Origin of the sequence: Bacillus massiliglaciei (assembly GCF_900098925.1) — a bacterium.
Taxonomy (GTDB): Bacteria; Bacillota; Bacilli; order Bacillales; family DSM-1321; genus Peribacillus; species Peribacillus massiliglaciei.
Genome location: NZ_LT622360.1, coordinates 572,004 through 594,779, shown reverse-complemented (window position 1 = coordinate 594,779; position 22,776 = coordinate 572,004). Strand labels below are relative to the sequence as shown.

Here is a 22,776-nt window from a genome sequence, read left to right as displayed (position 1 = left end):
TTTTAGTACCTCGGCTTTCTGTCTCTGATTTCCTGTAAAAACTGCATATAATGTTCGTAACGGTAGGAGGCAATATCCTTTGCCTCTACTGCTTTTTTTACGGCGCATTTAGGTTCCTTGTCATGCAGGCAGCCTCTAAATTTGCACTCTTCCCCATATTTAAATATCTCTGGAAAACAATAGCCCAGTCTCTCGGATTCTATATCAGTGAAATCCAACGAGCTAAAGCCCGGAGTGTCTGCTACAAGCCCTTCCCCTATGTGAATAAGCTCAACGTGGCGTGTAGTATGCTTTCCTCTCCCTAAATGGCTGGAGATATGATCTGTCTTTAGATCCAGATTCGGCTCAATTGCGTTCAGCAAGGATGACTTGCCTACTCCAGACTGACCGGCAAAAACGCTTGTCTTGCCTTTCAGATACGGGATAAGCTTTTTAACTCCTGATTCAGTCACAGAAGAGGTTTCCAGCACTTCATATCCTAGCTTTCTGTAATCTTCTGCATATTTTAATACAGTACGGCGTTCTTCCTCTTCTTCAAGCAAATCCATTTTGCTTATGACAATGATAGGCTCTATTTCATTATGCTCAATTAAAACAAGAAACCGATCAAGCAGGGACGTGCTGAAGGAGGGCTCAATCGCTGAGAACACCAAAATTGCCTGATCCACATTGGAAATGGGCGGCCGCACCAATTCATTCTCTCTCGGCTTCACTTCAAGTACATAACCGTCCGTCTTATTTTCAGCCTGATAGACGACATGATCGCCCACCAAAGGGGTAACCTTATTCTTTCTAAATACCCCTCTGCCTCTGCATTGAATTACATTTTGTCCGTCCAACACATAATAAAAACCGCTCAAGGCTTTGACAATTTTCCCTTCCGGCATAACTTCACTCCTTTATTCCGGGTACGCCACTGCGTCTTCCAAAATAACACTATTATCCCGTATTACTTTATAAGCTGCTTTTTTATCTGGTGTTACCGTCATTTCTATATTGTATTTAATCGTTTCAGTAAGCTCGATTGTATCGATCGGTTCAGCCATGCTGGAATTCATGTCTTCTACAAAGATTTGAACTTTCTGCGGTTGACCTTCCTCTGCCGGGTCATATTCGATCGTTACTTCTTTCGTAACCGCCTTCGGAGGAATTTCCTCCTTTCCCTTCGAAAGAACGACATTGACTGTACTGCCTTTTTCCACTTTCCCGCCTGCCGCCGGCGACTGAGAAATGACCATGCCTTCCCCGACCGTATCGCTGTATTGTTCTTCATCCTTTGATATCTTCAGGCCGCTCTCCGCCTCATAATCATTGAGCGCTGCTTCATTGAAACCAGTCAAATCCTTCACGGCAATTTTATCGGCACCCTTGCTTACTGTCAACTCAATCTTCGTTTCCGAAGGGATAACTTCTGCATCAGCGCCGGGGGTTTGTGAAACGATCGTACCTTCTGCTTCATCACTGAATACTTCTGTAACAATAACATCTTGAAAATTCATCTCGTTCAGCTCTTTTTCTACTGAATCGAGCTGGCGGCCTTCATAATCTAAAAGGGTGATTTTTTCTTTGCCAAGACTTTGATACAGATTGATTTTCGCCCCTTCTTTTACCTTCCGGCCTTCTTTCGGATCGGTTTTAATGACTTGTCCTTCCGGAACTTCTTCATCTTCAATCTCGATTGTTTTGTCAATAACCAGTCCTAAATTCAGCAGTTCTGTTATGGCATCATCCAGTTCTTCTCCTGTCAAATCCGGGATGGTTACTTCCTTTGGCCCAAAAACGCTCGGATAGACAACATAGGCGGTTGCAGAGAGAATCCCCAAAATTAAAAGGAAAGAGAACAATATAATCGGCCATTTTCGCCTCTTCTTCTCTTTCTTTTTTTTCTGTTTCTTATCTTTCCCCTTCTTCCCCTTTGGTTCAGGTTGGTCATCCTGCCGGGGCGCAACAGGGATTGTTTTCATCTCTGGCTTTCTAATAATCGTCTCATCTGAGGCATCGATTTGATCATTTGTAATGATTGGAATCGCCTTTGTTGCTTCCATATCTTCCGGAATAGCAAATGGGGGTTCATTGACTCTGTCAGGATCCAAGGCAGTCGCAATGTCTTCCCCCATCGCATCAACGCTTTCATAGCGATAATAAGAATCTTTGGCAGTGGCCTTCAAAATGATATTTTCGACACTTTGGGGAATATCAGGGTTCCACCTCTTCGGAGACGGTGTTTCTGACTGAAGATGTTTTAAAGCAATTGAAACAGCTGATTCTCCGGAAAACGGCAGTCTCCCTGTAAGCAATTCGAACATGACGATACCTAATGAATAAATATCAGACTTTTTATTAGCCATACCGCCTCTAGCCTGTTCAGGAGACAGATAATGAACCGACCCTAATACTGCATTTGTCTGCGTGATATTTGTAGCGCTTAGAGCCATCGCAATTCCAAAATCTGTGATTTTCACCATTCCGTTTTCATCTATTAAAATATTCTGCGGCTTGATATCCCGGTGAATAATGCCGTTCATATGGGCATGTGAAATGGCATCGGTAATTTGCTTCATAATGCTCATTGCCGTTTCAATCGGGATCGGGTAATGTTTCTGTATGTATTGTTTCAGAGTCAGACCCTTCACGTATTCCATAACAATATAGTAGACATCCGTTTCTTCGCCGACATCATAGATACTGACAATGTTCGAATGCGCCAGACTGGTTGCGGACTGAGCCTCCCGATTGAAACGCTTTATGAATTCTTCATCATTATTAAAATCCATTCGGAGAATCTTAAGAGCTACATCTCGATCAAGAATCATATCTCTCGCCAAATAAACGTTGGCCATTCCGCCGCCGCCTATCATTTCGAGCAGTTTATAACGCCCGTTGATTCTTCTTCCACTCAACATGGCGTTCACCTGCCTTCGCTTTCTTCAGGAAATTGAACCAGTACAAGGCTAATGTTGTCTTCCCCTCCGTATTGGTTAGCAAGGCTGATCAAAGAACCGGCTTTTTCATCCAAATCTTTTTCATCCTCAATGATTTGGCTCATCTCCTGCTCACTTACTTTATTGGATAAGCCATCTGAACAGATTAATAGCATATTTCCTTCTTCAAAAATAATCGTCGTTACATCAATATCCACTTCCGGCTCAGTGCCCAAAGCGCGCAGGACAACATTTTTACGCGGATGATTCTCTGCTTCTTCTTTTGAAATTTGTCCGGAACGAACCAGCTCATTGACAAGCGAATGATCCTCTGTTAGTTGTTTGAACCCCGATTCGCCATGGATATAGCACCTGCTGTCGCCAATATGCGCAATGCTCGCGAATTTGTCGGTGCATACAGCCGCTACTACCGTTGTTCCCATACCCTTACATTCCGGATTAGCTTCAGAATGTTCAAAAAGTTTTAGATTCACCCGATTTATTTCATTGCGGAGCCATTCTTCAGCCTCTGTGGCAGTTGTAATTCCCCTGCTTTCAGTAAAGGACTCCTTCATGATATTAATTGTCATTTCGCTTGCAACGTCACCCGCACGGTGGCCGCCCATGCCATCAGCTACGATGGCAAGGCGAACACCCTCCGGATTCATGAAAACTCCGCCATTATCTTCATTATGCAAGCGGACCTTCCCTTTATCTGTCTTAAATACTGCTTTCATCTGTAAGGTCACCTCGTTTCTTCGGCACGCTCTTTCGCACGTAACTGACCGCATGCTGCATCAATATCGCTTCCCTGCTCTCTGCGAATCGTAACATTTATGCCTCGTTTTTTTAAGGTCTTCTCGAATTCAAAAATTTGCTCACGAGGTGTTCTCACATAGTTGCGTTCCGGTACATAGTTAACCGGTATTAAGTTCACATGGCACTTTATGTCTTTAATTAATGCTGCAAGCTCTTCAGCATGCTCGACCGAATCATTTTCACCGCCGAACAGGCCATATTCAAAACTTACGCGCCTTCCTGTCTTCTCAGTGTAATACTTGATTGCTTCAATCAAATCTGGCAGCTTATAGGCGCGGTTGATCGGCATCAGTTTACTGCGGAGCTCTGTGTTCGGAGCATGGAGTGAGACTGCAAAATTGATTTGAAGAGACTCATCCGCAAACTTGTAAATTTTAGGAATAATCCCGCTTGTAGAAACGGTAATATGCCGTGCACCGATATTCAATCCCTTTTCATGATTGATATTCCGAAGGAAAGACATCATATTGTCATAATTATCAAACGGTTCCCCGATTCCCATAATAACAAGTGAACTGACTCTTTCATCCGATTCATCCAGTGCCTGCTGAACTTTTACAACCTGCGCCACTATTTCTCCGGCTTCAAGATTTCGTTTTAATCCGCCCAGCGTTGAAGCACAAAACGTACATCCAATACGGCATCCAACCTGTGTAGTCACACAAATAGAATTGCCATAATCATGTCTCATTAAAACCGTTTCTATCGAATATCCGTCATGAAGTTCAAATAAAAATTTCATTGTGCCGTCTGCAGATGTTTGCTGAATAATCGTGTTCAGTGTTGTAAAAGTGAAACTGGCAGTAAGCTTATCTCTTAGCTGTTTGGACAAATTGGACATTTCCTCAAATGAAGAAATCCGTTTTTTATACAGCCAATCGTAAATTTGATCTCCCCTGAATGCTTTCTCTCCATTTTCCTCCAGCCATTCCTTTATCTGATGGAGCTCCAAAGAATAAATCGAGGGATTCACCGGCTTTGTCTCTTTTCTTACTCTTGATGATTTCGTAATTTCTGCCATTACAGCACCTTCTTTCTAAAACTCGCAATAAAAAACCCGTCACTGCCTAAGTCTTGCGGAAAGACCTGCAGTTTATATTCCTCTGCTTTATCTCTGATTGCTTCAGGAAGCCTTTCGGGAAGCTCTGTGTCTTTTTCAAACTCAGGATGCTTTTCCAAAAAGGCAGAGGCGATATAATCGTTTTCTTCACGGTCAACCGTACATGTACTATATATTAAACGTCCGCCCTTCTTCAAAAGGGGAGCCGCAGCTTCCAAAAGCTGTTCTTGGATAGTTGCAAGCTTCATTATATCATCTTTTGTCTTCGTATACTTGACATCAGGCTTTCGTCTCATAACGCCGAGACCCGAACACGGAGCATCCACTAAAATTCTGTCAAAGCCTTCCTTGCTGAAATGATCACCCGCTTTTCGGCTGTCTGTAACAATGGTCTTTATGTTCCTAAGAGCAAGACGCTCTGCCTGCTGTTTAATCAGCTTCACTTTATGCTCATGAAGGTCAAGCGCATAAACTTGCCCGGTTGTCAAACCTTCTGCTATATGGGCCGTTTTCCCTCCAGGGGCTGCACAGCAGTCAAGAACAGCGTCATTTCCTTCTGCCCCCAATGCATGTGCTACAAGCATCGAACTTTCATCCTGAATGGATAAATAGCCCAGCTTATAGCTTTCCGAATGGGCGAGATTGCCTCTTAGACATACAATCGCTTCTGGCAGGACTTCACTTTTTTCTACGTAAAAGCCTTCTTCCCGCAAGATGGGAAGGAGTTCACTTCTCGAGATTTTTTTCACATTTACCCTGGCCGTCTGGAGGGGCGCACTCAAATTCAATTCACACATTAAAGCCGTCTTCTCGTATCCATACTGATTAATCCAACGCTGTACGAGCCAAAGTGGATGACTGGTGGAAACCGCAAGCCGTTCCGCCGGATCTTGAATATCCTCCAAAGAAGGAACACCGGAACGCTGGATATTTCTCAAAATTCCATTAACCATAGAAACGATCCCTTTGTGGCCCCTTTTTTTAGAGATTTCCACAGCTTCATATATGATCGCGTGATCTGGAACTTTATCAAGATAAACCATTTGATATACGGACAAACGGAGCAAATTGAGGACCCAGGACATCGTTTTTTTAGGGTTCTTTAAAAAAGGCTTCAAGTAGTAATCCAACGTGTTTTTCCGCTGGATGGTTCCATAGCTGATTTCTGTCAGCAAACCGCTGTCAGCAGAAGATAATTGATATTTATTAATCATATTGTTCAGCATAAGGTTGCTGTATGATTGATTTTTTTCAACTGATTCCAATATTTCCAGAGCAATTTCTCGCACGCTCTTCTTAGTTTGTGTCATTCTGTTCTCCTAACTTCATTCCCGCTTCAATAAATGAACCGGCACCCCTTAAATAATCGGATGCTTTCATCTTTTTCTTGCCGGATGGCTGCAATTCAGTAATAAGAATGGATGTATGATTGCCGGTAGAAACCAGGATTCCTTCTTTAGTATCTAAAATGGTTCCGGGCTCCTGCTGTTTATCTGTCTTTATTTTTTGCGACTGCCAGATTTTCAGCACCGCTCCATTCAATATTGTATAGGCTACGGGCCATGGGTTGAGGCCACGGACCTGATTATATATGTCTTCACCTGCGTTTGTCCAATTGATTTCTTCATCCGCCCTCTTTATATTCGAGGCAAAAGTGGCCAGTGACTCATCTTGCTTCATGGGCTCCAGTTCCCCCTTCAGCAGCTTAGGGAGCGTGTCAGCGAGCAGATCAGCACCGATAATACTTAATTTATCATGTAAAGTTCCTACGTTGTCCTCTTCTTCTATTTTCACTTCCGCCTGAGTCAGGATATCACCTGCATCCAGCTTTTCAGCCATATACATGATGGTAATCCCCGTTTTATCTTTCCCTTGTATAATGGAATAATGAATAGGAGCTCCGCCGCGCAGTTCTGGCAGCAAAGAAGCATGAACATTGATACAGCCATATTTCGGGGCTTCAAGCAGTTCCTTTGGAAGGATTTGACCAAATGCAGCTGTCACGACTAAGTCCGGCTGAAGCTGTAATATTTTATCCAGCTCTTCTTTTTCGCGTATTTTCTCTGGCTGGAAAACCGGGATTCCCTGCTTTACCGCCTCGATTTTTACCGGGGGAGGAGTGAGAATTCTTTTTCGCCCGACCGGACGATCCGGCTGCGTTACCACTGCTGCCACTTCATACCCTTCATCGATAATGCGTTTTAATACAGGAACCGAGAAGTCTGGTGTGCCCATAAAAATAATTTTTGTCATTCCGCTTCCAACCTTTCCAATTCTTCTTCTGTCATATACCGGGATATTTTGCTTGTAAACAGAATACCTTGAAGATGATCGATTTCATGCTGAATCGCCCGGGCAAAGAAATCTTCCGCCTCCAGTTCATAATAAATTCCTCTGCGGTCCTGAGCACGTACTTTCACACGATAGGGACGGCTGACCTCTCCATATATTCCCGGAAAGCTCAGGCATCCTTCCACTCCCGTCTGTTCTCCGGATATTTCGAGGATTTCAGGATTGATGAGTTCAATGATTCCCTGCTCCTCATCAACCTCTACGACGGCTATTTGTTTTTTGACCCCGACCTGCGGCGCCGCAAGACCGACACCATCCGCTTCAACCATGGTATCATGCATACTATTTAACAGCTTGGCCAAATTTTTATCAAAAACTGTAACCTTATCGCATTTTTGTTTTAAAATTTTTTCAGGATACATAACAATTGGTAATATGCTCAAATTCACTAAATCCTCCTATAAGTAGCAGCAAATACAGTTTACATCTATTAAGACCCCTTTTACTTGAAAAGCGCGAGTGCAAAAGCATCTCGCGGCAAACAACTCTTCACATCATAATTTGCGGGTTAAGATCAATGGATATTTGCAATTGATTGCTATGCATTTCCTGCTGATAGTGCTCCATCAGCGTCCTTAAATGCTGCTTCAGCAAAGGCTCTCGTTTGTATTTTATCAGACATTGATACCGATATCTATTGTTGATTCGGCTGATTGGCGAAGCAACGGGTCCAAGCACTATTGCATTTTTGCTTAGACAGCCATTCAGATAGGAAGCAATTCGCTCCGTTACTCCTACAGCCTTCATCAAATCCTCATGAGAAACGGTAATCATGACCATATAATAATATGGCGGGTAATGGCTGCTGCGCCTCATCATCATCTCATGTTCATAAAACGAGTCAAAATCCTGGGACTTCGAAAGTTCAATACTGTAATGTTCCGGAGTATACGTTTGGATGACTACCTCTCCTGCCAATTCATGCCTCCCTGCCCTGCCGCTCACCTGAGTGAGAAGCTGAAAGGTTTTCTCGGAAGAACGGAAATCAGGAAGATGCAGCATTGTATCTGCCGACAGAACGCCAACTAAAGTGATATTGGGGAAATCCAAACCTTTCGCAATCATTTGAGTTCCAAGCAAAATGTCCGCTTTTCCTTCTCCGAACGCAGTTAACAGGCGTTCGTGCGATCCTTTCCTGCTGGTCGTATCGACATCCATTCGAATAACCCGCGCCTCGGGAAGGATCTTGGCAAGTTCTTCTTCTACCTTTTGGGTCCCCGTGCCAAAAAAACGAATATGATCGCTCCCACAGTCTGGACAAACAGTCGGCATAGCTTCTTCATGATTGCAATAATGACACTTTAAGCTGTGGCTGAAACGGTGGTACGTTAAAGAAATATCACAATTTGGACAGTTAATGACCAATCCGCAGCTTCGGCACATGACGAAAGAGGAATGTCCCCGTTTGTTTAGCATAAGAACAGTTTGTTCTTTCCTCTCAAGTCGCTCTTCCAATTTTTTAAAAAGCGTTTCAGAAAACATGGACCGATTCCCGCCCCGCAGTTCTTCCCTCATATCAATAATCTCCACAGAAGGCAGTGCATTATTATTCATCCGTTTACTTAAGGTTAATAGCTGATACACATTTTTCTGTGCTCGGGCAAATGATTCCAAAGTCGGAGTCGCACTGCCCAAAATCACTGGACAGTTATGAGAGGAAGCTCTTCGAATCGCTACATCTCTCGCATGATAGCGGGGGTTTTCTTCCTGCTTGTAGCTCGATTCATGTTCTTCATCAATGATGATGAGCCCCAGACGTTCAAAAGGCGCAAAAACCGCAGAGCGGGCTCCCACTACAACCTTCACTTCTTTGCGATGGATTTTCCGCCATTCATCATACTTTTCTCCGGCGGACAGGCCGCTGTGCATGACAGCCACCTGATTGCCAAAACGCTCTTTGAATCGTTTAACAGTCTGCGGAGTTAAAGAAATTTCCGGGACAAGCATAATCGCCTCTTGTCCTTTTTCAATCACCGACGCAATGGCCTGCAAATAGATTTCTGTTTTTCCGCTTCCCGTTACGCCATATAAGAGAAAGACATCGTGCTGATCATTTTCAATTTTTTCTTTTATCGGCTCTAATGCCGCTGCCTGTTGGTCCGTAAGTATAAACGGATCGGATTTCATGAAGGATCGGTTTTCATAAGGATCCCTGTACACCTCTTCTTCCGATTCAGCCAAAATCCCTTTTGAAACTAATGCCTTCACCGTTCCGGCAGATGCCCCTGTCTGTTTCAGTAAATCTTTCACGGCCATGGGACTGGGATTCTGCTGAAACTGCCGAATGATTTCCTGCTGTTTTTTTGCCTGTTTAAGATTCTCGGCCGCGTTTGCCATCTCCTCAGCCGGGAGTGCCGGCCGTACGGTTCGGATCATTTTTTTATTTGAGCGGTTTTTGACATAGTGTATCAGCTCTAAGTTCCCGGCTTTCAATTCTTTTTGCAATTGCGGAGCATATTCACTATCGACAGCTTCTTTCCACGGCAAGGCAGTTCTGTCTCCAAAAAAGGTTCTGATTTCTGAGGATAATTCATTCTTTTTCCCTGCAGTAATTTCTATGTCCTTTTCATATTTTGCCTTCAAGGCAGCCGGAAGCATCGCCTGAAGAGCCTGTACTTTAAAACACATAGCTTCTTCAGTGAGCCAGTCTGCAAGACCAAGCAGCTCATCATTCAAAACAGGTTCCAGGTCCATCGGTTCCTTAATGAACCTAAGCTTTTTAAATTCGCTTTTTTCTTTCAGTCCGGTTACAAATCCCTGCACCATCCGAGGACCGAAAGGAACAATGACCCGCATTCCAGGCTGTATGATTTCCTTCCATTTCACCGGTATCTTATAGTCAAATTCCCGGTCGGTCTGCCGCGCAGGAACGTCTACTATGACCGATGCTATATCCATTACCTATCAATCCTTCTTTAGCATGTGTGCTGCTTCGATTAAAATATGCCTTGCCGTATCTGTTTTACTTAATATAGGCAGTTCGATGATTGTTCCATCTTTTTTATAGATGGAAACGATATTCGTATCTGTGCCGAAGCCTGCCCCCTCAAGGGTTACATTATTGGCGACAATCATGTCTGCATTTTTCTTTTCCAGCTTTCCTTGAGCATATTCAGCTACATTATTCGTTTCTGCAGCAAATCCAATTAAAAGCTGATGATTTTTTCTTGCTCCGAGTTCCTTAAGAATATCCTTCGTTCTTTCCAATTCAATGACTTGTTCTCCATCTTGCTTCTTCATTTTATGTTCATGATACAATTTCGGCTTGTAATCTGCCACCGCTGCCGTTTTGATGACAATATCACTTGCGGAATAATGTTCAAAAACAGCATTGTACATCTGCTGAGCCGACTCAACCTGGATGACAGTGACGCCGGGAGGGGGATTCAGGTTTACAGGACCGGAAACAAGTATAACTTCAGCCCCCTGCCTTAATGCTTCTTGAGCCAGGGCATAGCCCATTTTTCCGGAAGAATGGTTTGTAAGGTATCTGACTGGATCAATTGCTTCTCTCGTAGGTCCGGCTGTAATCAACACCCTTTTTCCTTCCAAGAGCCGTTTTTCCTGATTGGAAAAGAATCCTGCTATTAATTCAACAACTCGTTCCGGTTCTTCCAGCCGGCCTCTGCCGACATATCCGCAGGCTAAATAGCCTTCCCCCGGCTCAATAAAACGATAGCCGAATGAATGTAAAACATTTATATTGTTTTGCACAGCAGGATGGGAATACATGTGGACATTCATCGCTGGTGCTACCCACACAGGAGAGCTGCTTGCCAGAAGTGTGGTCGTAATCATATCATCTGCAATCCCGTTCGCAAGCTTTCCAATAATATTTGCCGTCGCCGGTGCAACTACTATTAAATCCGCCCAATCTGCCAGGTCGATATGGGCAATCACCGCTGAATCTTTTTCATCGAATGTATCTACATAAACATCATGCCTTGATAATGCCTGAAAAGTAAGCGGAGTCACAAATTGACGGGCAGAATCGCTCATTATCACCTTGACCGAGGCGCCTGCCTGGGTTAACTTGCTTGTTAAAGCAGCTGCCTTATAAACTGCAATACCGCCGGTCACACAAAGAAGAATTTTTTTATCAGTAAGCATGCCCATTTCCCCTAACATTTTTAATCTTATTATGAAGGAACCCAATCTAAATTTCATTAAATAAGCCCTGGTCCCCGTCTGCTTGGTTTATATTATCCTTTGCTATTCCTGTCATAATTAGCTGACTGACAGCATATGCAGTTATAGTCATAAAAAAAATGACACATCCGCAAAAAGCAGGCAGCAAAAAAACAAAAGGCCTGATATCCCCGACGGGCCACTTTGTCCGAGTGCACAAAGTGGCTCCGAAGGGAAATCAGACCTAAGAGGTCAAGTTGTTAGATTACTTTTCTTCGTATTGATTTTCATATCCCAATTTACCACTGTGAATTTCTTCAAGAGCACGCCCTACAGACTTATGGGAAACAGGTTTTTCTATTTTGCAGTCATTTTTTTGCTGCATTTCCCGTGCTCTTTTTGCAGCAACGGAAACAAGCGAGTATTTAGAGTCGATTTTTTGCAATAGTGAATCTATTGATGGATATAACATATTTATTCAGCCTCCAGCATTTTTTTATATCTTGCGGATACACGGTCTCTTCTGCAGTGTTCTGCAGTGACGATGGATTTGATTCTCTCGCACGCAGTGTCCACATGATCATTTTCCACAACATAGTCATACAAATCCATTAATTCTATTTCGTCTTTCGCAGCCTTCATTCTCCGTCGGATTGTTTCCTCCGACTCTGTTCCCCGATTGACAATTCTGCTCTCCAGCTCCGACAGACTAGGCGGTGCGAGGAAAATAAAAAGTCCTTCAGGAAATTTTTCCCGAACTTGTTTGGCTCCTTGAACTTCTATTTCTAAGAAAACATCTCTTCCAGACTCTATTGTCTGCCTTACATAATCAACAGGAGTCCCATAATAATTCCCAACGAATTCAGCATACTCCAGAAGTTTTCCTTCTTCAATTAACGTTTCGAATTCATTTCGGGTTTTAAAGAAATAATCGATGCCATCAACTTCCCCATCCCGCGGAAGTCTTGTTGTCATAGAAATTGAATATTCGAACGCGGTATCGGGCTGTGAAAACAGAGCCTTTCTAACCGTACCTTTACCTACCCCGGACGGACCGGATAAAACAATTAATAAACCTTTTTCTCTAATCATGAATTTACCCCTCTTCTATGCTGTCTTCCTTATCTTGAAGACGAGCAGCAACTGTTTCCGGCTGAACAGCAGATAAAATAACGTGATCACTGTCCGTGATGATTACGGCTCTGGTTCTTCTGCCGTAAGTAGCATCAATCAAGGATCCGCGGTCCCTTGAATCCTGAATAATTCTTTTAATCGGCGCCGATTCCGGGCTAACGATTGATACGATACGGTTTGCAGAAACAATATTTCCAAACCCTATATTAATGAGCTTGATTGACATCTTTGTCCTCCATCCATCATCTATTGTCACCTTAAGACAAACTTGATATAACTAATCATTCAATATTTTGAACCTGTTCTTTCATCTTTTCCAGCAGGCTCTTCATCTCCACGACTTCCTTGGTGATATCGGAATAATTAGCTTTTGCTCCAATCGTATTCACTTCCCGGTTCATTTCCTGGATGAGGAAATCGAGCTTTCTGCCGGCAGGAGCATCCAATGCCAATGTCTCCTGAAACTGGACGGCATGGCTTTCAAGCCTGGTAAGTTCCTCATTTATATCTGATTTATCAGCAAAAATAGCAGCTTCCATCACTGCCCTCTGATCGTCTATCAGGCCATCCGATAAGTCGCGGATTTTATGTTCAAGCCGATCCTTATATTGCCTAACGACCAACGGGGCGAAATTCTTTACCTTTTGTGCGGAACGAATCAATTTCTGAAGCAGGTTCTCCAAATCCTTCAATAGCTGACTGCCTTCTTTGAGGCGCATTTCTTTTAATGCTTCCAAAGCCTGTGTCAAGGCCTCAAATACCAAATCTGACAATTCCTCATTTTCAGCAGGCCGATCCTCAAGTGACAAAAGAGAATCAACTTGAAGCATGTCCTGAATGGTTACAGCTGAAGACAGCTGATATTTATCCTGAACGTCTTTCATAAGGCCTATGAACTGATCTGCAAGATCCCAATCGACTTTTAGGCGCTTTGAGGCAGGCTTATCCTCTTCAATCGTGATAAAAATTTCGCCTCTGCCTCTTTGTATGTATTGGTTCGCTGTTTTCTTGACTTTATCTTCTAAACTCATCAATTGGCGGGGCATGCGGATATGGTACTCACAGAATCGATGATTAACTGTTTTAATTTCAACCACTGCGCTTATGCCGCTGCTTTCCGCTTTGCCTCTGCCGTATCCAGTCATACTTGAAACCATGACTTCACTTCCTATCCCTGGTTTAGCCGCCATATCGGCGATAAACGATCCTTCTGCCGATGCCCGAAAATAAGACATCAATGAATGTCACAGTACTGAAAAAATAAAAAGGTAATAGAGCCAAACCCTACTACCTAAAGCATTATATCATATTTTAATTCGTTTTTCTTATTAAAAAGGTACCAGCCAGCAAAAAAGTTGGGACGGAAGCAAAGCCAAAAATCAGAAGCCAATCTTTTAACGTCAACGGCACCACTTGGAAAATCACCTGGAAAGGTTCATAATAGATGACAGCCAGCAGGAAGACGAAAGATGACAGTACTGCGCCTGTTAAAAATTTATTTCCAAAAGGGTTCCTTGCCAATATAGATTTTTCACTCCGGCAGTCGAACACATGAATCAGCTGGGCAAGCACGAGTGTAGCAAAGGCGACAGTCTGTGCGTACTCCAAGTTATCCGGATTAGCCTTGTATACTACAAAGAAGGCTATCAAAGTGGAGATGCCGATCAAAAACCCCCGTGAAATAATTTTCCACCCAAGCCCTCTTGCAAACACTCCTTCTTTCGGATTGCGGGGTCCCCGCTTCATCACATCTCCTTCAGCTTCATCTAACCCAAGCGCCATAGCCGGAAGCCCGTCCGTTACAAGGTTAACGAATAAAATCTGAATGGGCAGCAGAGGAAGCGGAAGTGCACATAACATTGCAAAGAACATGACCAGAATTTCACCGACATTTGATGCTAACAGATAGCGGATAAATTTTCGAATATTGTCATAGATATTTCGTCCTTCTTTTATAGCTGACTTAATGGTTGCAAAATTATCATCTAATAAAATAAGGGAAGAGGCTTCTTTCGCCACGTCTGTCCCTGTAATCCCCATGGCGATGCCTATATCTGACGATTTGATTGCCGGTGCATCGTTCACGCCGTCACCTGTCATGGCAACAATATGTCCTTTGTTCTGCAGAGCCTTCACAATTTTCAACTTATGTTCAGGCGAAACACGGGCAAATACCGATACATCATCTACTAGATCTTCTAACTCCTCGACATTCATATTATTTAAATGTTTGCCTTCAAGAACTTTAGAATGCTCTTTTAAAATCCCCAGTTCCTTAGCAATCGCTTTAGCAGTCGTCACGTGATCTCCTGTTATCATTACAGTTTTTATGCCGGCATCCCTGCATTCTTTGACCGCCAGCTTAACTTCCGGACGGGGAGGGTCAATGATCCCCTGCAGACCAATAAACGTTAAATCCTTTTCCGCTTCGCTCTCATGCAGGATAACATTTCCATTTGAAATCGGCCTGTAAGCTACAGCAATTGTCCGCAGCGCCTGGGATGCCAGTCCGTCAATGACAGACTGGACATTCATTTTCAAGTCTCTTCCAAACCGAGTGCTTTTCCCTTCCCAGTATATAGAACTGCACTCATCCATAAGGACATCAGGCGCACCTTTTGTCACCACAAATTGCTTGCCTTGTTCATTTTTGATGATCACACTCATCATTTTTCTTGTAGAATCAAACGGAAACTCTTTGACGATCTGGAATTGGTTCAGCAACGTCTCTTTTTCCATGCCTGCCTTCATGGCTGCCACCAGCAGCGCTCCTTCAGTCGGATCTCCATTCAGTACATATTGTTTGTTTTGAACAGTCAGTTCAGCATTATTGCAAAGCATACCAAATGTTAATAACTGCATGAGCGGTTTTTCTTGACCCGCCTGAACGGGTTGTCCGTTCAAGGAAAACTCTCCTGTTGGCTGGTATCCAATCCCGCTGACATCCCACGTTTTCCCCCCGCTCCATAATTTTGTAACGGTCATCTTGTTTTGTGTTAGTGTACCGGTTTTGTCAGAACAAATGACGGAAGCACAACCTAAAGTCTCAACAGCCGGGAGCTTTCTGACAATAGCCTTTTGCTTAATCATTTTCTGCACGCCCAGTGATAGAGCTACAGTTACAATGGCCGGCAGGCCTTCAGGAATCGCTGCTACCGCAAGCGAAACTCCCGACAAAAACATTGTAAATAAATCATGGCCCTGAATAATACCTGTAAGCACAACGATCAAGGTTAAAAACAGTGCCGTGATAATTAAAATTCGTCCCAGCTGCTCTAACTTATGCTGCAAAGGAGTCGTGGATGACTCCGCTGTTTGAAGTAAGTCCGCAATTTTCCCCATCGCTGTATCCATCCCAATGGCAATGACTGCTCCTTTTCCGCTTCCTCTTGTTACCATCGTCCCCATAAAAGCCATATTTTCCTGATCGCCGATCCCATCTGCTTCAGAAGACAGTGAATCACTGTGTTTTATAGCGGGAAGAGATTCACCTGTCAGTGCCGATTCCTCGATTTCAAGGTTGGAAGCTTCAATGATCCGGACATCAGCACCAATCCTGTCCCCATTAGAAAACTTTATGACATCTCCCTTGACCAGTTCTTTGGAAGCAATCCTCTTCCATTCCCCGTCCCTCAAAACAAAGACTTGCGGGGCCGCCATATCCTTTAAGGCCTCCAGCGACTTTTCCGCCTTCCTTTCCTGATAAAAACCGAGAAGGCCGTTTAAAAAAATAATGGCCATAATAGCGATGGCATCAATATATTCTCCCATCAGACCAGAGACAAGTGTGGCAGCAAGAAGAATCAGCACCATAAAATCTTTGAACTGGGCAAAAAACAAAAGGAGCACCGACTGCTTTTCTCCTTCTTTGAGCTCATTCAGACCAAACTCCTTTTGCCGCCCTTTTGCTTCGTTTCCACTTAAGCCGCTCTTAAAGCTTGTCTTTAGCGCAGACTCCATTTCTTCCACTTTCATTTCCCTAAACTTCATTTAATATCACACACCTTCTTTTCTGCTAAAGTGAACTGCCTTCCATATTCCAGAGGTGGATTGGCAAAGATTATATTTGAATTATTGAAGCAGCTGTCCCGAATCCCAAAAGCGGCAGGCTTTTGCAACAATCTCTCAATCCATGTTTATTCAGACTTGTCCTGAATCATGCTATAATTAAAAAGGATAGCAAAAGCTTAAAAGCGAAGGTTTTGAAGCTAGCTGATACAGTGCCGGAAGATAAGGCCTTATAATTTATGAATCTACGAAAAGGAAGATACCTACATGTCATTTGACGGATTATTTACAAGAGCGATGACTGAAGAAATCGCTTCATTATTAATAGGGGGCAGAATCAACAAAGTTCAGCAGCCCTACAAAAACGAAATCATTCTAGTGGTGCGGGCAAAAGGCAAAAATCATAAACTGCTGCTTTCAGCACACCCTAGTTATTCACGTATCCAGCTGACCGGAGAGAATTATGAAAATCCGAAAGAAGCTCCTATGTTTTGTATGCTTCTCCGCAAACACCTGGAAGGGTATACTATTGAAGATATCCGGCAAACCGGGCTCGACCGGATAGTTACATTAGATATTAAAGGCCGGAATGATATTGGGGACGTAAGCCAAAAAAGACTGATCATTGAGATAATGGGAAGACATAGCAATATAATTCTGCTGGATCCTGAACGCAATTTGATTTTAGACAGCATCAAGCATATCTCTTATGCGGTTAACAGCTACAGAGCCATATTACCGGGACAGGAATATATAGCTCCTCCAGAACAGCAAAAACTGAATCCCCTGTCCGCTTCAAAAGAAGATATTTTGAAGCAAATTGATTTCAATTCCGGAAAACTTGACCGCCAGCTTGTTCAGCATTTTGCCGGTGTTTCTCCTCTTGCAGCCAAAGAAGCCGTGTACCGTTCCGGACTGGCAAACAGCGAAACGCTGCCGGAAGCTTTCATGGAAATGATACAAGCTATCACGAATCAAGAGTACAGGCCAACAATTATTACGAATGAAAACAAAGAAGTATTCTATATGTTGGATTTAACACATATTAAGGGCGAGAAACGAAACTTTTCTTCGCTCAGCGAAATGCTGGATCGGTTTTATTATGGCAAAGCACACCGCGAACGTGTGAAACAGCAAGCACACGATTTGGAGCGGCTTATATCCAATGAAATCGACAAGCAGGTCAAAAAGCTCCGAAAATTGGAAGAAACACTTGAGTACAGTGAACAGAGTGATACATTTCAATTGTACGGCGAACTGCTGACTGCTAACATGCATCTGATGAAAAAAGGCATGAAAGAAATCACTGTTTTTAATTATTATGATCCCAATCAGGCCCAGGTGACCATCTCTCTTAACCCTTTAAAAACGCCTTCAGAAAATGCCCAAAAGTATTTTTCCCGTTATCAAAAAGCAAAGAATGCTGTCGGGGCTGTAAAAGAGCAAATTGAGATTTCAAAAGAAGAACTTGCCTATTTCGAAACATTGCAGCAGCAAATACAATCCGCTTCTCCTAAAGATATCGAAGAAATGAGAGAAGAACTTCAGGAAGAAGGATATATTAAGAAACGGCAAAAAAAGGGTATGAAAAAACCAGCAAACGCAAAGCCCCAGCTGGAAACCTATTATTCAACTGACGGAGATCTGATCTTTGTGGGGAAAAATAATAAACAAAATGATTATTTAACAAATAAATTTGCACGGCGGGATGAAATATGGCTGCATACAAAAGATATCCCCGGCTCACATGTTGTCATCAGGAATGAAAAACCCAGCGAGAATACAATTAAGGAAGCTGCAGTCCTTGCAGCCTATTTCAGCAAAGCGAAAAACTCGAGTTCTGTACCGGTAGACTTCACAAAAGTGCGAAATGTAAAAAAACCTAGCGGTGCTAAACCTGGATTTGTTATTTACGAGCAGCAGCAAACAGTTTATGTAACTCCAGATGCTGATAAAGTCATTCAGATGATGAATCAGTGAAAAATACTTGAATAATTGAGCTGTTTGGGACCCTCGGGAACATCCAGCCTGAGGAAAACTTGAGGCTCCGAGCAAGATCAAAACAGGAACCAATCGATGTAAGCAAAAAAAACCATCACAATTTCTCCTTAAAGAAATTGTGATGGTTTTTATTTTTGTCCTCGTTTCTTTTTAGAAATATTACTCTCGGAATGTATTCATCATTATTGTACCTGGAAATGATTCGGGGAGACTTCACACAAAAATAGGCTGGGTTCTCCAACATAATAAATATGCAATTCATGCATGGCTCTCGTGCATGCGGTATAAAATAATCTGCGCAGATCATCATCTCCATACACCGCGGCGGATGCATCAAAAATGATGACTGCATCAAATTCAATGCCTTTTGCCAAATAAGCCGGTATAACAATTAATCCCTGTTCATATTCATTCTTACCATTCTTAACCAGTTTTAAGTCCGTCAGCTTACTCAGCGTATTATAGACATGCAAACTTTCCGTTGCAGACTTGCATATGATTGCAATGGTTTTATAGTAACGGCTTCGTAAGTACTCGATTTTAGAAAGGATTTTACGATTTAGTGCATCATGATCAGACACTTCTGTTATAACCGGTTTTGCTCCCTCTCGTTCAAAAGCTATAATCCGTTCTCCTTCAGGAATTAACTGCCGCGTAAACTCAATGATCTGCTTGGTGGACCTGTAGCTGCGGTTTAAGATTATATTCTCCGTCTCCTCTGTACCGTATAAATCAGCAAGAGTCTGAAAATCAGCCAGTTCACTTGAATGAGCAAAAATGGCCTGGTTAAAGTCTCCCAGTACAGTCATCTTTGCTCTTGGAAACAATCTTTTCAAAAACTCGAACTGAAAAGGAGAGTAATCTTGTCCTTCGTCCACAAGTACATGTTTGATAGATGTATTTGTTTGAAATCCCTCGATTAACTCTTTTAACAGCAAAAATGGGGCAGCATCTTCATAATAAAGTTTCTGTTCCTCCAGCCTTTTTTGCGTGAAATAACAAATTTCATCCCAGTTCTCTGGCTTTTCATTGCCGTCCCATAGTTTTTCCTGCATTTTCTCTTCAAAAAACTGCTTGTAAATCCCCTTTATATCAATAAAACGAAGCGCTCTGACCCGTTTCCGCAGTGGTTTCAGCTTTTTGCGGACAATCATGCGAGCAAGCATTTTTGTCTCTCTTTCGTAATCATCGAAAGAGTCGTCACTACCGCGTTTCTTCTCTAACCGGGAGTAAACCTTTTGATAATCGTCTTTGCTGAGCAGTTCCATTTCCTCCTGAACCCACGGTTTTGTCAGCTCGATCTTTTCCGTTTCATCCAGCACTTTATGTAACCATTCTTTCAGCTTAGTAATCCTATTAGAAAAACGCTGTGAAGTGTCCCTTCCATAAAATCGTTCCGAAATCATTTGGTCTGATATCAATGTTTCACCGCGATACTTTATCCCCTTAAATATCATCCCGTTTCCTTCGAGAAATTGTCTGTATGTTTGGACTGCCTCGAAGAAGCTTTTTGATGCCTTAAACCGAATACTTGCTGACCGAATGCTATAAAAGGAATCCCGGTCGGCCGTTAACAAAAACTCTAATTGCTCATACGGACTTTCCACTTCAAAGAAAGGACTTAAACGATACTCTAAATATTCCTGAAAAGTAACCTGCTGCATATTCTCTTCACCAAGCTCAGGCAGCACATTCGATACATAGCTATTAAACATTGAATTAGGAGAAAATAGAATGATTTGATCTGCCGTCAGACTTTCTCGATGTTTGTAGAGTAAATACGCTACTCGCTGAAGAGCCGCAGATGTCTTGCCGCTGCCAGCTGCCCCCTGTACGATGAGCAGACGCTTGCGATCATGCCGAATGATCCTGTTTTGCTCCTGCTGGATAGTTGCAACAATGCTGTGCATATGTTTGTCCGTGCCTTTGCCCAGTACCTCTTGTAAAATTTCATCTCCAATGGTAATTCTGGTATCGAACATTGATTCAAGAATACCTTCGCGAATAATATATTGCCACTTCTCTTCCAATTTGCCGTAAATGACGCCTCCTGGTGTAGAATATTCCGCAGGACCGGGAGAGTAATCATAATACACACTTGATATCGGCGCTCGCCAATCATAAATCAGGAAGTTCTCTCCGCTTTTATCAGTGAGCGTCGAAATCCCGATATACATTTTATCTGTCTCCATAGTCCCCGATTCCGTAAAATCAATCCTTCCGAAATAAGGCGCATTTTTCATACGGCTGAGTGCAGACAGCTTCTTAGAGGCCTGTCTATGGCTGCTCTGGCTTACAGAGAGAGCTTGTGCCTGCTGCCTTAAGCCAATCAGTGTTTCTAGGTAATCATCAAAAGTATCCATATTAACCTTAAGGTCATCCCAAAAATGCCTGCGGATCGTCACAACTTCTTTTTTTTGCTGGGAAGTTTCTGCTTCTAACCTGTTGATTTGGCTACTGATGGTTTCTATTACTTTATTCAGGTGCTCTTGTTCTGCCTGAATCTCTTTCTTCATTTAACAGCACTCCTCAAATAAAAATAAGAACTTGACCAGAAAACAATTTCATGATATAATTTAGCAGAGGATATAAACTATTTTTTGTAAAAAAAACAGTTTATATCCTAATTTATCATATTTTACTTAGAATTACAACTCTGCAAATAACGTTCCCCGTCAGCTTTTCTAATAAAAAACCTCACCTTGACCGCCTGTATAAGAAATGATTTCTTATTCCTGCCAAAAGCTAAAAAATTCTATTATCTGAATGTATTACTCAGCACTTTTATATTTTTTGTCTCTCCCCTATACACTTCCCTTATCCGAGACTTCCCTTTCCCAACCTGTTTCATCCAATTTTTAGGCTCTATACTATTTGTTGGGGTATCCATACAATTGTTTGCATAAAAAATGCACGCAAACATCCAATTCTTTTATACTTGAGTTGCCTAGAAACAAGTAGAGAATGGAGTTGCGTGCACATGAATTTTACCATGAATATTCCCGGTTTAAAAGGGGTTACCATTTTAAAAGTAGAGCAGGTGGAGGAAACGATGAGGGTATATGTGGAGATGGAACGCAGCCTCCAGCAGTGCCCTGACTGCGGAGCTCCCACCTCCCGTGTTCACGACTACCGGATCCAAAAGGTTAAGCACTTAAAGTGGTTTGAGAGGAAGACGGATTTATTCTACAAACGCAGACGGTATGTCTGTGCATGCGGGAAGCGTTTTTCGGAACAAAACCCGTTCGTACAGCGTTACCAGCGTACATCTATTGAGTGGAATCAGGCCGTGGGCATACGGGCGATTAAAGGAAAGACCTTTAAAGAAACGGGGGAAACCTACGGTTCTTCGTCTTCTACTATTGTCCGCCGGTTTGACCGTTTGGCTCGGAGTGAAATACGTTCTGTGGAAAAGCTGCCTTCTGTGATTGCCATTGATGAGTATAAAGGAGATACACGAGAAGGAAAATACCAGCTCATCATTGCCGATGGAATCACCAAAAAGCCCTTAGATATCCTGCCTAATCGCTATAAGAATACGATTAAACACTATCTTCAAAAGTATGGGGACCAGGTTCAGGTGGTGATCATGGACATGAGCCATTCTTTTAAATCGGCGGTTCAAAGTGCCTTAGGACGCCCTGTGATTGTGGCCGATCGCTTTCATTTCTGCCGGTATGTCTATTGGGCGCTGGACGGTGTCCGGAGAAGGGTACAGAAAGAGTTTCACCCGTATGACCGCAAGAAGTGCAAACGTATGAAGCATGTCTTTTACAAGGCCTCCGACCGCCTGACAGAAGAAGACAGATGGCATCTGCATCGTTATTTGGATATGTCGGAAGAGCTTAAAAAAGCGTACGAATTAAAGGAAACCTATCGTGGCTGGTTTGTTCAGGCGAAGGAATCTGGATCGGAAGATATAGGGAAGGTCAAACAGGGCCTGAGAGACTTTTATCGACGGGTCCAGGACTCTGGCATTCCTGAAATGGAGAAAGCCATTACCACGCTCCAAAATTGGCAGACAGAAATCTTAAACAGCTTTGTTTATGGGTATTCGAATGGTTTTTTAGAAGGGATCAACAATTCAACGAAGGTTCTTAAGCGAAATGCGTATGGATTCAGGAATTTCAGCCGTTTTCGGGCAAAAATATTATTAACCCATCAGTTTAAAGGAATTGGGATACATATTGGTTAGGGATGGCGATCAGTCGCCACCCCAACATTTGACGGAGAACCAATTTTTAAAGAACCGCATTTTGTAACAGCAGTTTTATCAGCTGAGTGTCAATAAAAGCAGAAAAAGTATTAAAACGGTTCCAATCTATTTATTGGAACCGCTTAAAAAACCTCAAA

General features: G+C 42.8%; 17 protein-coding genes. 2 read left to right on the top strand and 15 right to left on the bottom strand.

The annotated features are described in order from the left end of the window. Positions 1–2 precede the first annotated feature (2 nt). The 14 genes from rsgA to BQ4305_RS19350 form a co-directional block, all read right to left on the bottom strand. The gene (gene rsgA, locus BQ4305_RS19420) at positions 3–887 is read right to left on the bottom strand and encodes a ribosome small subunit-dependent GTPase A (protein ID WP_110929375.1); all 885 of its coding nucleotides are present in this window, start codon (positions 885–887) and stop codon (positions 3–5) included. Positions 888–899: 12 nt separating this feature from the next. Beyond that, on the bottom strand, positions 900–2,903 hold the full coding sequence (gene pknB / locus BQ4305_RS19415; protein WP_110929374.1) for a Stk1 family PASTA domain-containing Ser/Thr kinase: 2,004 nt from the start codon (positions 2,901–2,903) through the stop codon (positions 900–902). 5 nt (positions 2,904–2,908) lie between these two features. After that, positions 2,909–3,658, bottom strand: coding sequence for a Stp1/IreP family PP2C-type Ser/Thr phosphatase (locus BQ4305_RS19410; RefSeq protein ID WP_110929373.1), 750 nt, complete (start codon positions 3,656–3,658; stop codon positions 2,909–2,911). An 8-nt stretch (positions 3,659–3,666) separates the two neighbouring features. Continuing rightward, positions 3,667–4,761, bottom strand: coding sequence for a dual-specificity RNA methyltransferase RlmN (gene rlmN, locus BQ4305_RS19405; protein WP_110929372.1), 1,095 nt, complete (start codon positions 4,759–4,761; stop codon positions 3,667–3,669). Beyond that, entirely contained in the window at positions 4,761–6,110 is a 1,350-nt protein-coding gene (gene rsmB / locus BQ4305_RS19400) for a 16S rRNA (cytosine(967)-C(5))-methyltransferase RsmB (RefSeq protein ID WP_110929371.1), read from the bottom strand. The genes rlmN and rsmB overlap by 1 nt, the downstream gene beginning before the upstream one ends. Next, positions 6,097–7,053 (bottom strand): methionyl-tRNA formyltransferase, encoded by a 957-nt coding sequence (fmt, locus tag BQ4305_RS19395; protein ID WP_110929370.1) that lies wholly within the window; start codon positions 7,051–7,053, stop codon positions 6,097–6,099. Before fmt ends, rsmB begins: the two co-directional genes overlap by 14 nt. Further along, positions 7,050–7,535 (bottom strand): peptide deformylase, encoded by a 486-nt coding sequence (gene def, locus BQ4305_RS19390; RefSeq protein ID WP_110929701.1) that lies wholly within the window; start codon positions 7,533–7,535, stop codon positions 7,050–7,052. Before def ends, fmt begins: the two co-directional genes overlap by 4 nt. Before the next feature lie 106 nt (positions 7,536–7,641). Further along, entirely contained in the window at positions 7,642–10,050 is a 2,409-nt protein-coding gene (gene priA / locus BQ4305_RS19385; RefSeq protein WP_110929369.1) for a primosomal protein N', read from the bottom strand. Positions 10,051–10,056: 6 nt separating this feature from the next. Then, positions 10,057–11,262: a bifunctional phosphopantothenoylcysteine decarboxylase/phosphopantothenate--cysteine ligase CoaBC gene (gene coaBC, locus BQ4305_RS19380; protein ID WP_110929368.1), complete on the bottom strand. Its 1,206-nt coding sequence runs from the start codon at positions 11,260–11,262 to the stop codon at positions 10,057–10,059. A gap of 283 nt (positions 11,263–11,545) precedes the next feature. Further along, positions 11,546–11,752: a DNA-directed RNA polymerase subunit omega gene (rpoZ, locus tag BQ4305_RS19370; RefSeq protein ID WP_110929366.1), complete on the bottom strand. Its 207-nt coding sequence runs from the start codon at positions 11,750–11,752 to the stop codon at positions 11,546–11,548. A 2-nt stretch (positions 11,753–11,754) separates the two neighbouring features. Then, positions 11,755–12,369 carry a guanylate kinase gene (gene gmk, locus BQ4305_RS19365; protein WP_110929700.1) on the bottom strand — a complete coding sequence of 205 codons (615 nt, stop codon included), beginning with the start codon at positions 12,367–12,369 and terminating at the stop codon, positions 11,755–11,757. Between the two features lie 7 nt (positions 12,370–12,376). Beyond that, positions 12,377–12,640 (bottom strand): extracellular matrix/biofilm regulator RemA, encoded by a 264-nt coding sequence (gene remA, locus BQ4305_RS19360; protein WP_110929365.1) that lies wholly within the window; start codon positions 12,638–12,640, stop codon positions 12,377–12,379. 55 nt (positions 12,641–12,695) lie between these two features. Then, on the bottom strand, positions 12,696–13,649 hold the full coding sequence (locus BQ4305_RS19355; RefSeq protein ID WP_324611623.1) for a YicC/YloC family endoribonuclease: 954 nt from the start codon (positions 13,647–13,649) through the stop codon (positions 12,696–12,698). Between the two features lie 76 nt (positions 13,650–13,725). Further along, a complete protein-coding gene (locus tag BQ4305_RS19350) occupies positions 13,726–16,404 on the bottom strand; it encodes a calcium-translocating P-type ATPase, SERCA-type (RefSeq protein WP_110929363.1) in 2,679 nt (892 codons plus the stop codon). Positions 16,405–16,689: 285 nt separating this feature from the next. Between BQ4305_RS19350 and BQ4305_RS19345 the strand changes: the two genes are divergently transcribed. Then, positions 16,690–18,402, top strand: a complete 1,713-nt coding sequence (locus BQ4305_RS19345; protein WP_110929362.1) for an Rqc2 family fibronectin-binding protein — start codon at positions 16,690–16,692, stop codon at positions 18,400–18,402. A gap of 203 nt (positions 18,403–18,605) precedes the next feature. Here the strand turns inward: BQ4305_RS19345 and helD are convergent, their stop codons facing one another. Further along, on the bottom strand, positions 18,606–20,939 hold the full coding sequence (gene helD, locus BQ4305_RS19340; protein WP_110929361.1) for an RNA polymerase recycling motor HelD: 2,334 nt from the start codon (positions 20,937–20,939) through the stop codon (positions 18,606–18,608). Positions 20,940–21,397: 458 nt separating this feature from the next. On the opposite strand from helD, the gene BQ4305_RS19335 reads away from it, so the two are divergent. Continuing rightward, positions 21,398–22,618 carry an ISL3 family transposase gene (locus BQ4305_RS19335; protein WP_199880766.1) on the top strand — a complete coding sequence of 407 codons (1,221 nt, stop codon included), beginning with the start codon at positions 21,398–21,400 and terminating at the stop codon, positions 22,616–22,618. Positions 22,619–22,776: the final 158 nt, after the last annotated feature.